The 12245-nt window shown below is 63.7% G+C and carries 15 protein-coding genes; 1 reads left to right on the top strand and 14 read right to left on the bottom strand.

Features of this window, described 5'->3' with window-relative positions:
• Nucleotides 1–26: 26 nt before the first annotated feature.
• From tilS to ACO06F_RS17470, 13 genes are all read right to left on the bottom strand, one after another.
• Nucleotides 27–1235 carry a tRNA lysidine(34) synthetase TilS gene (gene tilS, locus ACO06F_RS17530; RefSeq protein WP_421694018.1) on the bottom strand — a complete coding sequence of 403 codons (1209 nt, stop codon included), beginning with the start codon at nucleotides 1233–1235 and terminating at the stop codon, nucleotides 27–29.
• Nucleotides 1216–2241: a tol-pal system protein YbgF gene (gene ybgF / locus ACO06F_RS17525; protein ID WP_421694017.1), complete on the bottom strand. Its 1026-nt coding sequence runs from the start codon at nucleotides 2239–2241 to the stop codon at nucleotides 1216–1218. Before ybgF ends, tilS begins: the two co-directional genes overlap by 20 nt.
• Nucleotides 2242–2361: 120 nt before the next feature.
• Nucleotides 2362–2856 (bottom strand): peptidoglycan-associated lipoprotein Pal, encoded by a 495-nt coding sequence (pal, locus tag ACO06F_RS17520; RefSeq protein WP_421694016.1) that lies wholly within the window; start codon nucleotides 2854–2856, stop codon nucleotides 2362–2364.
• Between the two features lie 176 nt (nucleotides 2857–3032).
• The gene (gene pal / locus ACO06F_RS17515; protein WP_421694015.1) at nucleotides 3033–3527 is read right to left on the bottom strand and encodes a peptidoglycan-associated lipoprotein Pal; all 495 of its coding nucleotides are present in this window, start codon (nucleotides 3525–3527) and stop codon (nucleotides 3033–3035) included.
• Between the two features lie 109 nt (nucleotides 3528–3636).
• On the bottom strand, nucleotides 3637–4974 hold the full coding sequence (gene tolB, locus ACO06F_RS17510) for a Tol-Pal system beta propeller repeat protein TolB (RefSeq protein ID WP_421694014.1): 1338 nt from the start codon (nucleotides 4972–4974) through the stop codon (nucleotides 3637–3639).
• A gap of 25 nt (nucleotides 4975–4999) precedes the next feature.
• A complete protein-coding gene (locus ACO06F_RS17505; protein WP_421694013.1) occupies nucleotides 5000–5959 on the bottom strand; it encodes an energy transducer TonB in 960 nt (319 codons plus the stop codon).
• Between the two features lie 2 nt (nucleotides 5960–5961).
• On the bottom strand, nucleotides 5962–6405 hold the full coding sequence (locus ACO06F_RS17500) for an ExbD/TolR family protein (RefSeq protein ID WP_421694012.1): 444 nt from the start codon (nucleotides 6403–6405) through the stop codon (nucleotides 5962–5964).
• A 78-nt stretch (nucleotides 6406–6483) separates the two neighbouring features.
• Nucleotides 6484–7188: a protein TolQ gene (tolQ, locus tag ACO06F_RS17495; RefSeq protein WP_421694011.1), complete on the bottom strand. Its 705-nt coding sequence runs from the start codon at nucleotides 7186–7188 to the stop codon at nucleotides 6484–6486.
• A 212-nt stretch (nucleotides 7189–7400) separates the two neighbouring features.
• Nucleotides 7401–7838, bottom strand: coding sequence for a tol-pal system-associated acyl-CoA thioesterase (gene ybgC / locus ACO06F_RS17490; RefSeq protein ID WP_421694010.1), 438 nt, complete (start codon nucleotides 7836–7838; stop codon nucleotides 7401–7403).
• Nucleotides 7831–8874 (bottom strand): Holliday junction branch migration DNA helicase RuvB, encoded by a 1044-nt coding sequence (ruvB, locus tag ACO06F_RS17485; protein ID WP_421694009.1) that lies wholly within the window; start codon nucleotides 8872–8874, stop codon nucleotides 7831–7833. Before ruvB ends, ybgC begins: the two co-directional genes overlap by 8 nt.
• Nucleotides 8871–9488: a Holliday junction branch migration protein RuvA gene (gene ruvA, locus ACO06F_RS17480; protein ID WP_421694008.1), complete on the bottom strand. Its 618-nt coding sequence runs from the start codon at nucleotides 9486–9488 to the stop codon at nucleotides 8871–8873. Before ruvA ends, ruvB begins: the two co-directional genes overlap by 4 nt.
• A gap of 45 nt (nucleotides 9489–9533) precedes the next feature.
• Nucleotides 9534–10037 (bottom strand): crossover junction endodeoxyribonuclease RuvC, encoded by a 504-nt coding sequence (ruvC, locus tag ACO06F_RS17475; protein WP_421694007.1) that lies wholly within the window; start codon nucleotides 10035–10037, stop codon nucleotides 9534–9536.
• Between the two features lie 17 nt (nucleotides 10038–10054).
• The gene (locus tag ACO06F_RS17470) at nucleotides 10055–10804 is read right to left on the bottom strand and encodes a YebC/PmpR family DNA-binding transcriptional regulator (RefSeq protein ID WP_421694006.1); all 750 of its coding nucleotides are present in this window, start codon (nucleotides 10802–10804) and stop codon (nucleotides 10055–10057) included.
• 141 nt (nucleotides 10805–10945) lie between these two features.
• Here ACO06F_RS17470 and ACO06F_RS17465 point away from each other — a divergent pair, with 141 nt between their 5' ends.
• Nucleotides 10946–11272 carry a hypothetical protein gene (locus ACO06F_RS17465; RefSeq protein WP_421694005.1) on the top strand — a complete coding sequence of 109 codons (327 nt, stop codon included), beginning with the start codon at nucleotides 10946–10948 and terminating at the stop codon, nucleotides 11270–11272.
• Between the two features lie 2 nt (nucleotides 11273–11274).
• On the opposite strand, the gene ACO06F_RS17460 is transcribed toward ACO06F_RS17465, so the two are convergent.
• Entirely contained in the window at nucleotides 11275–12213 is a 939-nt protein-coding gene (locus ACO06F_RS17460) for a cation diffusion facilitator family transporter (RefSeq protein WP_421694004.1), read from the bottom strand.
• Between the last annotated feature and the right edge of the window lie 32 nt (nucleotides 12214–12245).

Here is a 12245-nt window from a genome sequence, read left to right as displayed (position 1 = left end):
AGAACACCCTTTGTGTAATTGTGTTCCTAGGCCTTTGCGAGCCGAAGAAAGCGGATCTGCACCGGTTTCGCAGCTCCGGCGGGCGATTCGACCCAGGGGTAGGCCCGTTTGGCATAGACCGGCACCTCCGGTCCCAGCCCCGGCTGGCGGACCCCCGCAGGCGCAACCGTGGCGCCGGGGGCCGCATCGACCAGAAAACGCCCGTCCCACAAGGCTTTTCCGGTGCCCGGCACGGTCAGCGGCGCGGCATCGACGCGGGATGCTTCCCGGGTCACCCAGAAGCCGGACTTCCGCCGCCCGATGAGCGCGCCCGCCAGCGTGCGGCGCATCGGTCCCTCATCCGAGGCCGCCCAGTGGACGAGACGCCGCAGCTCCTGCGGTTCGGGCAAAAGGCCGCCCCCGCCGTAGTGGGTAATGATCCGGGCGAGAATGCGCTCCTGAAGTGCTGCGGGCAGTCCCTCGAAGGCGGAACGGGGAACATGGCAGATCCCGGCCGCCTCCTCCCGCAGCCACAGGCCGATCCAGCGCCTCGTGAGCCGCTCCAGCAGGGCGGATGTGCGTGCACTCGCATCCGCCAAAGCTGCCAGCCGCTCACGGGTGACAACGCCCGCCCCCGAAAGCGCAAGGGACTGCCGAACCCTCACCCGCTCAAAGCGCGGGTCGGCATTGCTTGGGTCTTCCACCCAGTCCTGGCCCAGGGTCAGCAGATACTGGCGCAGTGCCTCACGCCTTGCATGAAGAAGCGGGCGCAGCAGCGGCAGCCCGTTCCAAGCGCCCCGCGGGCGGATGCCGGCCAGGCTGTCAGGGCTTGCCGTGCGCGCCAGCCGCATCAGCACGGTCTCGGCCTGGTCATCAAGCGTATGGGCCGTCAGCAGCGCCCCTGCCCCATGGGCGCGGCACCATGCGGCCATCAGATTATAGCGCGCGCCCCGTGCCCTGGCCTGAAGTCCGGTGGCAGGCTTGGGCGTCACATCCCACAACAGGGTGCCGTGGACGAGGCCGAGCCTCTCCGCCCAGGCTTTGACCTGCAGCGCCTCACCGGCAGAGCCGGCCCGCAAACTGTGGTCAACGGTGAGAACGGAAAGCCGAAGGCCCGGATGATTGGTCCGGGCCCAGGCGACAACAAGATGCATCAATGCGGTCGAATCGGAGCCCCCGGATACGGCGAGCGCCACATGCTGCTCAGCCGAAAGGGCGGAAAAATCAGCCCTGATCTCAGGAGGCGCAGCCGGCACGCTTGCCTTCGGCCTGGGCGCGCTTGCGGGCATCCACCGCCTTCGGATATTCGCTGCTGACCGCGGCAAAAGCGGCACAGGCCTGCTCATCCTGCCCGAGCCGGTTCAGCGAAATGCCAAGCTTCAACAGGCTGTCGGGCGCGCGGCGGCTCTTCGGGTATTTCTTGTAGCCCTGGAGGAAATTGGCGGCGGCGCGCTTGAAATCACTCTGCGCATAATAGGTCTCGCCCAGCCAATATTGGGCACTGCCCGCGAGGCTGTGATCGGGATATTTCTGCAGGAACGTGGCGAAGCCCGATTCGGCATCGCCGAACTGGCGGCGCAGCAGGCTCTCGTTGGAACGCTCATAGAGCGATTCCGGCGTCTCCGTCTGGGCATCGGGCGAAAGCGAAACCGTTTCGATCGAGTCAGCCCCGGCAGAGGGCTGGGGCGCAACGCCGCCCTGCTGCGGCTGCACATAGGGCTCATCCCCCGGCTCCTGCTGGGAGGGCGGCACCAGAACCTTGCCCTGGAAGCCGCCGTCATCGGGTTGTGCAGCGGCATTGTCGATGGCGCCGAATACCTTGGCGCCGGAGGGAATGCCGGGCACGTCCTGTGCCGGCTGGGGAATGGCGGGCGCCTCACCGGCAGCGGCCAGTGGCTGCTGCGCGATGACTTCAACATCATTGCTGTCGGGGATCGGTGCGCCGGCGGAGGCAGCGGCAAGGCGCTTCTGCTCGGACGGCTTGGGTGGCTCCGGCTCTGCCACGGCGGCAATGCTGGCGGCGGGCTTCAAGGGCTGGGCCGCACCGCTCTGCTGCGGAATGGCGGCAGCGCCACCCTGGGCGCGCATCTGCTTCACTTCGAAGGACAGTTGCTCCACCTGGCCCGTCAGCTGGCGAACCTGCTCTTCGAGCTGCTGCATGCGCACGGCAACTTCGGAAGCGCTCTGTGCCATTGCGGGAGTGACCAGTCCGACCCCGATGAGGGCGGCGGCGGCAACGGAGGATTTCAAGAATTTCAGCATGATCAACACCCAATGGCCCTATTGGGGCGGATTGTTCTTGTCAGCCCCGGGAGTTGAACCGGAATCACGGTAAAATTGAGGCTGCAAAAACGGCAAACCGCAGTCAGATCATGGCCGTTGCTAGTTGGCACCACCCGTGATGACGGTGACAGCGCGCCGGTTCTGCGACCAGCATTGTTCGGCATCGCAAAGCGCAGCCGGGCGCTCCTTGCCATAGGCGATGGACGAGATGCGGGACGCTGTAACACCCTGAGAAATCAGGAACTCGCGGGCGGCCGTGGCGCGGCGGGCGGAGAGTGCGATATTGTATTCACGCGTGCCACGCTCGTCGGCGTGGCCTTCAACCTGCACCGTCACGCGCGGGTACTTGTTGAGCCAGGCGGACTGGCGGCGCAGCGTCTCCTGGGCTTCGGGTGTCAGCGTCGACTGGTCCTCGAGGAAGAACACGCGGTCTCCGACATTCACCGTAAAGTCCTGCTCGGAACCCGGCGCGGCAGCAGCCCCCGGGCCCGTACCGGCGTTGAGGTCGGGTGTATTTTTCTTCGAACACGCGGCAAGCGCCAGGAAGCAGCTCAGCACTGCAATGAACTTGAGGCTCGCCAATCGAGAAATCATCTACCCACTCCTTGTACCGGGGCCCGCTCTGCCGGCCGATATGAAAACGATCGAAGTCCCGGCGCAGGGACTTACACATCGAGCACTCTGATGCAACAGGGTTAACATTCCCTGACCGTCTACGGAAAGCCGCCTCCCCCGCGCGCAACGGGGAAGGACCTGATTCCTCTCGCCCTTTACGACGTCCGCGCGCCGCCGGTGATGACCGTCACGGCACGGCGGTTCTGGGACCAGCACTGCTCGGCGTCGCACAGGGCGGCCGGACGTTCCTTGCCATAGGCGATGGAGGAAATGCGCGATGCCGTCACGCCTTGTGCAATCAGGAACTCGCGCGTCGCCGTGGCGCGGCGGGCGGACAGTGCAATGTTGTATTCACGCGTGCCGCGCTCGTCGGCATGGCCTTCGACCTGCACCGTCACCGGGGGGTATTTCTGCAGCCAGGCGGCCTGGCGGCGCAGCGTTTCCTGCGCTTCGGGCGTCAGCGTCGACTGGTCCTCGAGGAAGAACACGCGGTCTCCCACATTCACCGTGAAGTCCTGTTCGGAACCGGGCACCGCGGCGGCACCGGGGCCGTTGCCCGCCGCCAGGTCCGTCTTCTTCTTGGCGCAGGCACTCAGTGCCAGCAATGCGGCCATCCCCGCGGCCATCTTGAAACTCTCACGTCTGTTCATGTCGTACTTCCCGTTTGATCGTGGTCCTGAAGCGGCCTCTGCATCCCCTGCAGCAGGCCGCCGCTCCGATGAGCCCCCCGGCCCCGAATCGTGTTGTGCCCCCTCGCCCTCAGTTGAGTTTGGGCGACCAGGCTGGATCCGAGCCGAAGCCCTGGATTGGCACGCGCTGTTCATTGTAGCCGGTGATGTCCACCGACCAGAGTTGCGGGCCGCCGCTTTCTCCCTGCGTATCGCGGAAGAACATCACCACACGGCTGTTGGGCGCCCAGGTGGGGCCCTCATTGTGGTAGCCTTCCGTGAGAATGCGCTCGCCCGAGCCGTCCGGCTTCATCACGCCGATTGCGAACTTGCCGGAGGCCTGCTTGGTGAAAGCAATATACTGCCCGTCCGGGGACCATACCGGCGTCGAATAGCGGCCGTTGCCGAAGCTGATGCGGTTCTGGTTGGAGCCGTCTGCACTCATCACGTAAATCTGCTGCGTGCCGCCGCGGTCAGACTCGAAGGCGATCATGGTGCCATCCGGCGAATAGCAGGGTGCCGTGTTGATGGCCGGCACATTGGTGAGCTGGCGCAGCTGGCGCGAGCGCAGGTCAAGCTCGAAGATGTTGGAATTGCCGCCGTCCTGAAGGCTCATGATCACGCGCTGGCCATCCGGCGAAAAGCGCGGCGCGAAGCTCATGTTGGGAAACTGTCCCACGATCTCGCGCTGCTTGGTGTCGATGTTCATGAGATAGACGCGGGGCTCGGCATTGCCGAAGCTCATGTAGGTGATCTCGTTGGTCGAGGGCGAAAAGCGCGGTGTCAGCACCAGGTCCTTGCCATCCGTCAGCGGGCGCGCGTTGAAGCCGTCCTGGTCCATGATGGTGAGGCGCTTCACGCGCTTGTCTTTCGGGCCCTCCTCGGCCACGAACACCACGCGCGTGTCGAAATAGCCATCAATGCCGGTCATCGACTTGTAGATGATGTCCGAAATCATGTGGCCGATGCGCCGCGCGTTCTTAGGCGACGTGGTGAACTGCTGTGCAGCCAGCTGCTTCGTCGTGTTCACGTCCCACAGCCGGAACTCAACGCGCATCTTGCCGCCATCCATGAAGGCTTGGCCCGTCACCAGCGCCTTGGACTGGATCTGCCGCCAGGAGGCGAAATTGGGTGGCTGCTCGAAGCTGGTGATCTTCTCGATGAAGGTGGCCGGGTCCAGCGGGGCGAAATAGCCCGAACGGCCCAGGTCATTGGTGATGACGGCCGAAATCGTTGCGGCGGTTTCCTCGGCCCCGCCGCCCGCGAGGAAGGGCGCGATGGCAATCGGCAGCGGATCGATGCGCCCGCCGGTGATGTCGATTTCGGTCTGCGCAAGCGCGGCGTTCTGCAGGCCGAACAGGGCGAGCGCCACGAACACGCCCGCGAGAATGCGGCGCAGGTGATGAAGAGGGAAATCGGTCAGGGTCATGAGTTGGGCGTGATCCGTTTGGCCGTCACTGCGTGGCAGTGGCATCAGCGAACATGTTGGGGTTGAACTTCAAGACTAGGTCCTTCCATACATCATACTGATCCTTTGGAAGGAAGTCGTAATTCTGGCAGCCGAGAATGGCCGCTACCGTTGAGCGCGCGGTGGTGTCGAACAAGAAATCGCCAGGCCCGTTCATCACTTCGGGCTCGCCCGCAACCGAGCCGTCCTCATTCAGCAGAATATGCACTTTGACCGAGATGTCGGCCTCGCGCGCGCCGGGCGGGATCACCCAGCACTCGCGGATCTTCTGCACGAAGGCGGCAATCGTCGTGGCGGAAAGAGTCTGGTCCTTGCCCTGCAGGTTGCGCTCGCCCGCGGTGGGCTTGCCGTCAACAGCGGTGTCGGCGGCATTCGTTGTCTTCTCGTCGTTTTCCTTGTTGAGGAGCGCGTCGGTGTTAAGCAGCTGCTCGAGCTTCGTGGTGTCAAGCTTCGCTACCTTCTTCTCGGGCTTCTTCTCCGGTTTCTTGATGGGCTTCGGCGCTTCCTCAACCTTCTTCGGCTGCTCCTTGGGAGGCTCGGGCTTTGGCTCCTCGACCTTCTTCAGAAGATCGGCCATGGCATTGGGGTCGGGCGGCGGCGGCTCCTCGGCCTTCTTGGGCTCTTCCTTGACGGGCTGCGGCTTAGGCTCAGGGGGCGGTGGCGGCGGGGCCTTCGCCTCTTTGGCGGTGGTCACTTCCTTTTCGGCCACCTTCAGCGTCTCGTCTGTTTTCTTGACGATCTCGGCCTTCTTGGGGGCAGGCTTTTCAACCTTGTCAGGCGCATCCTTCGCAGTAGCCATCAGCTTGTTGGCATCCGCGATGTTGGAAATGTCGACGGTGATCGCCTCAACCGGCATGGGCTCGAACTTGGGCTTCGGCAGCACCACCAGCGCCGCGGCGAGGATCGCCACGTGAAAGCTGATTGATGCAACGAGGCTCCGCTTCATCGCTAGTTCTGCCCAGGCTCGGTAAGGCCCGGCGTTTGTGCCGGCGCTGGCGCAGGTGCTGCGGGCGCTGCTCCCGCACCCGGCAATGTCTCGAGCCCGATCTTCTTGAAGCCCGCATTGTTGATGGCGCCCAGCACTTCGGCAATCGGGCCATAGGTGGCGGCCAAGTCACCGCGCACGCGAATTTCCTTGTCCGGGTCCACGCCATAGAGTGCCGCGAGCTTCTGCGTGAGCTCCGGCATCGTCATCGCCTGTTCCATGAGATAGATCGAGCCGTCGGGCCTGATCGAAACCGACAGGGGCTCAACTTGGCTGTTCAGCGGCTTGGCATCCGTCTTGGGAAGGTCGATGGGCACGCCCACCGTCATCAGCGGTGCCGCCACCATGAACACAATCAGCAGCACAAGCATCACGTCGACGAGCGGCGTCACGTTGATCTCGCTCATCACCCCGGCGGAAGACCGCCGTCTGGCGTTGCGCCGCTGGTAACCGCCTCTTGCGCCCCCTGCTGAAGCACCCATGCCTTACACCCGTTCGTCTAGCTGGCGGGAGATGATGGCGGAGAATTCATCCGCGAAATTCTCGAGCCTGGCACCGATCTTCCCCGCGTCGGCGGAGTACATATTGTAGAAGATTGTCGCAGGTATGGCGGCAACGAGGCCGATCGCCGTGGCGAACAGCGCCTCGGCAATGCCCGGCGCCACAACGCTGAGCGAGGTATTCTGCGAGTTCGCAATGGCCTGGAACGACACCATGATGCCCCACACCGTGCCGAAGAGGCCCACGAAGGGCGCAGCGGAGCCGGTAGTCGCGAGGAACAGCAGCCGCGCCTCGAGGTCATGCATCTCCTTCTGGATCTGCACGTCCATCACCTTCTCGATGCGCCGCTGAACACCCTGGAAGCCCGCCCGCAAGGCCGCATCCTGGCTCCGCTTCCATTCCCGCATGGCGGACATGAAGATGGCGGCAAGGCCGATGTTGTTGCGGTTTCCCATCGCCAGGAACAAATCCTCCAGCGATTGGCCGGACCAGAAATACTGTTCGAAACGGTCATTGGCCGCGTTCATTTTGCGGACCGCGAAGAACTTCTCGATGATGATGGCCCAACACCACACCGATGCTGCGGCCAGCCCGACCATAACGGCCTTGACGATCCAGCCTGCCTGATAAAACAGGTGCAAAAGCGAGAGTTCGCCTGCCGGTACCGCCGTCACTGCAAATGCTATCATCCTGTCCTTCCATCACCGCCGGTGGCCCCTGCCTGAGCCGGCCCGGCGTTTCCCGCACTGCCCCAATTTCGGGAGAAGCCCGTGCAAACAGCCCAAATCTGTCGAAACTGCGGCGATTCGGGCTTTCTGCCCTCATGGCTCCGCAGCACCCCGCCCCACCGGGCGGCGTTCGCAATCACATGAATCGGCTATGGTTAAGGCTTTGTTACGATTCAGGATTTGGAGAATCTGCGGAAGCACTCCGCCATGTTTTCAGGCAGCCGCCTGGGCCGGCCCGTACCATCCACCAGGGCCACCGTGACGTGAGCGCGGAACAAGCTGTTGCCATTCAGCATCACCTCCTGCCCGATCTCGACGCGTGCCCCGCCCATGTCAATGAAGCGGGTTTCGATTTCGAGCAGGTCATCCAGCCGGGCTGGCTTGAGAAAATCGCAAACCATGCGGCGGACCACGAAATTGAGCCCGTCGAACCGGGATTGGTGAATGCCCAGAAGCCTGAGGCAGTCAGACCGGGCCCGCTCGCAGAACGCCACGTAGCGCGCGTGGTAGACGACGCCGCCCGCATCCGTATCCTCGAAATAGACGCGCACGGGAAGAACGTGCACGTCACCCTTCAGCCGCCCGGCAAGGTCTGGCCAGGCCTCAGCCATCGCTCTCGTCCAGCGGCAGCACCCCTTGCATGATCTCCGGCCGCTGCGGCACGGCAAAGCCCATATGGCGGAAGGCATGGGGCGTCAAAAGCCGCCCGCGCGGGGTGCGGTTGAGAAAGCCCATCTGCAGCAGATAGGGCTCCACAATGTCTTCCAGCGCATCGCGTGCTTCGGAGAGGGACGCCGCAATCGTGTCGATCCCCACTGGGCCGCCGCCGAAATTGAGGGCAATGCACTTGAGATAGCGGTGGTCGAGTGCATCGAGGCCCTTGGCATCCACATCCAGCGCAGAGAGCGCCCGGTCCGCAAGCGTCACGTCAATCACCTCGGCGCGCGCCACGGCGGCAAAATCCCGCACGCGGCGGAGAAGCCTGCCGGCGATACGCGGGGTTCCGCGCGCGCGGCGGGCAATCTCGAGCGCGCCATCCCCCGTGATGCCGATCTGCATCACCCGGGCTCCCCGCTTCACGATTTCCAGTAGCTCGTCCTCATTGTAAAAGTCGAGCCGCACCGGAATGCCGAAACGGTCCCGCAGGGGCGTGGTCAGAAGCCCGGTGCGGGTGGTGGCGCCCACCAGCGTGAATTTTGCAAGATCGATCTTCACCGAGCGCGCGGCGGGACCTTCGCCGATGATCAGGTCGAGCTGGAAGTCCTCCATCGCTGGGTAGAGCACTTCTTCCACCGCCGGATTGAGCCGGTGGATCTCGTCGATGAACAGCACATCGCGCTCTTCGAGATTGGTGAGAAGGGCTGCAAGATCCCCCGCCTTGGCGATGATGGGGCCGGAGGTGGCCTTGAAATTGACGCCCAGCTCACGGGACATGATCTGCGCCAGCGTGGTTTTGCCAAGGCCGGGCGGGCCTGCAAACAGCACATGGTCCAGAGCCTCGCCCCGGGCCTTTGCCGCCTCGATGAAGATGCGCAGGTTCTGCTTGGCCTTGGACTGGCCGATGAACTCCTCAAGCCGCTGCGGACGGAGATGCGTGTCAATCGCATCTTCCGGCGTCTTCTCTGGCTCGCGCAGGGGATTGTTCATGCCAGCGCCAGTTCCTTCAGCGCCAGGCGGATCAGTTTCTCCGTGGGCTGATCATCTCCCGCCTTCCGCATCGCAGCGGAAACGGCGGCCCCCGCCTGCGCCTGGGCGTAACCGAGATTGACCAGCGCAGACACCGCATCAGTCGCCGCCGTGGGGCGTGGCGCGTCAAGCTCGGCGGCAAGCCTTCCGAGATCGGAAGAGAGGGGGGCATAGGCCGGGGCCTTGTCCTTCAGCTCCAGCACGATGCGCTCCGCGAGCTTCTTGCCCACGCCATTGGCCCGCCCGATCATCGCCTTGTCCTGCAGCGCAATTGCGTTCCCGATTTCGGAGGTGGAGAGGGTTGAGAGAATGGCCAGCGCCACCTTGGTGCCCACGCCCTGCACGGACTGCAGCAGGCGGAACCACTCCCGCTCCTCCACCGTGGCAAAGCCCACGAGGCGGATCATGTCCTGGCTCACGAGCATTTCCGTGTGGACCTCCGCGAAGCCGCCGGGACTGCCGAGTGCGGAAAGCGTCTTGGATGAGCAGGAGACGTGATAGCCAACGCCATTCACGTCAATCACCAGCCAGTCGGCGCCCGCGGCATCGATCCGGCCTTTGAGTTTTGCAATCATGGGGCGCCCTCTGTCAGCCTCTGCTAAACGGAGTACCGGAACAAGTCAAGAACGCGCCAGTATATCGGCCAGCCGCTGCGAGCCGCGGTAATGCGCATGGCAAATGGCCACCGCCAGCGCATCGGTTGAATCCGCCGTGCGCATGCGGGCCTTGGGCAGCAGCAGTTTCACCATATGCTTCACCTGGGCCTTCTCCGCATGGCCTGCACCCACCACCGCTTTCTTCACCGTATTGGGCGCATATTCGGAAACCGGCAATTTCAGCATGGCAGGCGCCAGCATGAGCACGCCCCGCGCTTGGCCAAGCTTCAGCGTCGCGCGCGCATCGGTGTTGACGAAAGTCTCCTCCACCGCCGCCTCATCCGGCTGGAATTCGCGAAACACATCCATCAGCTGCGCATGGAGCTGCAACAATCTCTCCGCCAGGGACAAGGCCGCATCCGAATGCAGCGCCCCGTCGGCCACGTAAGAGAGCTTCGTTCCCTCCTGCGAGATCACCCCCCACCCCGTGTTGCGCAGGCCGGGGTCAATGCCGATGATTCTGACCATCGTCAGAAACTAGCACATCATTCCCCGTTAAGCTTCGCCAACACATCTTCCGGAATGTCGGCGTTGGAGAACACCACCTGCACGTCGTCATCCTCGTCCAGCGAGTCGACGAGCTTCATCAGGCTTTCAGCCTTCTCGAAATCGACGGGGGCCATTGTCTGAGGTTTCCACACGATCTTGACGGAGGTGGCTTCGCCAAAGGCCTTGGCGAGCGCCGAGGACACTTCGCCAATCGATTCGAAGGCGCAGGTGACAGTGTGGCCGGCCTCGTCCGAGACCACGTCGTCGGCGCCGGCATCGATCGCGGCTTCCAGCATGCCGTCGCTGGTGGCCTTGGCGGCCGGATAGACGATCTCGCCCACGCGCGTGAACATGAAGGCCACCGATCCCGACTCGCCCAGATTTCCGCCGAACTTGGTAAACAGGGAGCGAACATTGGATGCCGTCCGGTTCCGGTTGTCGGTCAAGGCCTCGACGATGACGGCAACACCACCCGGGCCATAACCTTCGTAGCGCACATTGTCATAGTTCTCGGCATCGCCGCCGATCGCCTTCTTGATGGCGCGCTCGATATTGTCCTTGGGCATGCTTTCGGCGCGCGCGTTCTGGATGGCGAGGCGCAGGCGGGCATTGGCATCAGGGTCGGGAAGGCCAGCCTTGGCGGCCACGGTGATTTCGCGCGACAGCTTGGAGAAGGCCTTGGCGCGCACCGCGTCCTGCTTGCCCTTGCGGTGCATGATGTTCTTGAATTGTGAATGGCCGGCCATGGAACCCTCGAAAGTCGGAGTGAAGCATTTCTCAGGCGCGACTTATAAACAGGCAGCGCCGCCCGAAACAAGCCGCTTAACCGCCCTTTAAGTCTCCCCCGGCGAAGCTCTGCGCGTGAGTGGCGTATGGAGTGCGTGAGAATGAAGCGGGTCCCTGGAATGATCGAAGAGCTGTGTTTTGCCGCCGAAGGCCTGTCCGGAACAGCGGCAGCGGCCTCCCTGCGGAAACTTGGCTCGATCATGGAACGGGCGCCTTCAGGCAGGCTTTTCGCCGCCATTTCCACCCTGTCTGACATGTCTGCCAAGGCCGCCCAGGCGCTGGAAAGCGGAGATGCCGCCCTCGCAGGGACGGAAGACGCGATTGCCGCCCAGCGGTTGGGCGATGCGCTGGCCCATATGGATGAACTCGCGGCCCTGTCCCAGAAGGACGAGCCCACCCGCCGCACCAAGCGCCGCGCCGCGCGCTAGGCTCAGACCACCTCATCCGGCGCAAAGGGGCAGGCTAGCCCCTGGTCAAGTTCCACCTGGAAGGTCGGGTGGCCGATACCGAAATGTTCCTTCAGCTCCTCCGTGGCGGTGAGAAGAAAATGGTCTCCCGGGTGGCCTCCCGGCATGACCAGGTGGCAGGAGAGGGCTGTCTCCGTTGTCGACAGTGGCCAGACGTGAAGGTCATGCACTTCAGCCACGCCCGGCAGGGCTTTGAGAAACGCCTGTACCTTCGCAAGATCCACGGAACTGGGAACACCCATCAACGCCATGGTGAGGGACTGCCGCAGAATGCCCCATGTTGCCCAGAGGATCGCGATGTTGACGATCATGCTCATGGCCGGGTCAACCCATAGCCAGCCCGTATAAAGGATGACAAGCCCGGCCACGACCACGCCCGCGGACACAGCTACATCCGCAATCATGTGCATGAAGGCGGCATGGATGTTGAGGTCGCCCTTGCGGCCGGAAATGAAGAGCATGGCAGTTGCGCCATTGATGAGAATGCCGACCGCCGCCACCACCATCACCATGCCGGCCGCGACGGGCTCCGGGTGGAACAGCCGCTGGATCGCCTCCCAGCCGATTCCGCCCACCGCCACCAGCAGCAGCACCGCATTGAACAGCGCGGCCAGGATCGAGCTCTTGCCCAGTCCGAACGTATATCCCCTGCTCGGCAGCCGGCGCGCCAGCACATAAGCAACCCACGCCATGACGAGGCCAAGCGCATCGCTGAGGTTGTGCCCGGCATCGGCCAGCAGGGCCACCGAGTTGCTGAGAAAGCCATAGACCACTTCCACGGCGACGAAGCCGAGGTTCAGCACCGTGCCAATGGCGAAGGCCCGGCCAAAGGAGGCAGGCGCATGCGCATGCGAGTGCGAATGGCCATGTTCGTGGCCGGCGTGATCGTGATGGTCGGACATGGCTCCGGTATCTTATGCCGGAGCGGAAAACG

The sequence above is a fragment of the Aestuariivirga sp. genome, assembly GCF_965227715.1.
Classification (GTDB): Bacteria; Pseudomonadota; Alphaproteobacteria; order Rhizobiales; family Aestuariivirgaceae; genus Aestuariivirga.
This window is presented reverse-complemented; position numbering and strand designations above follow the sequence as displayed.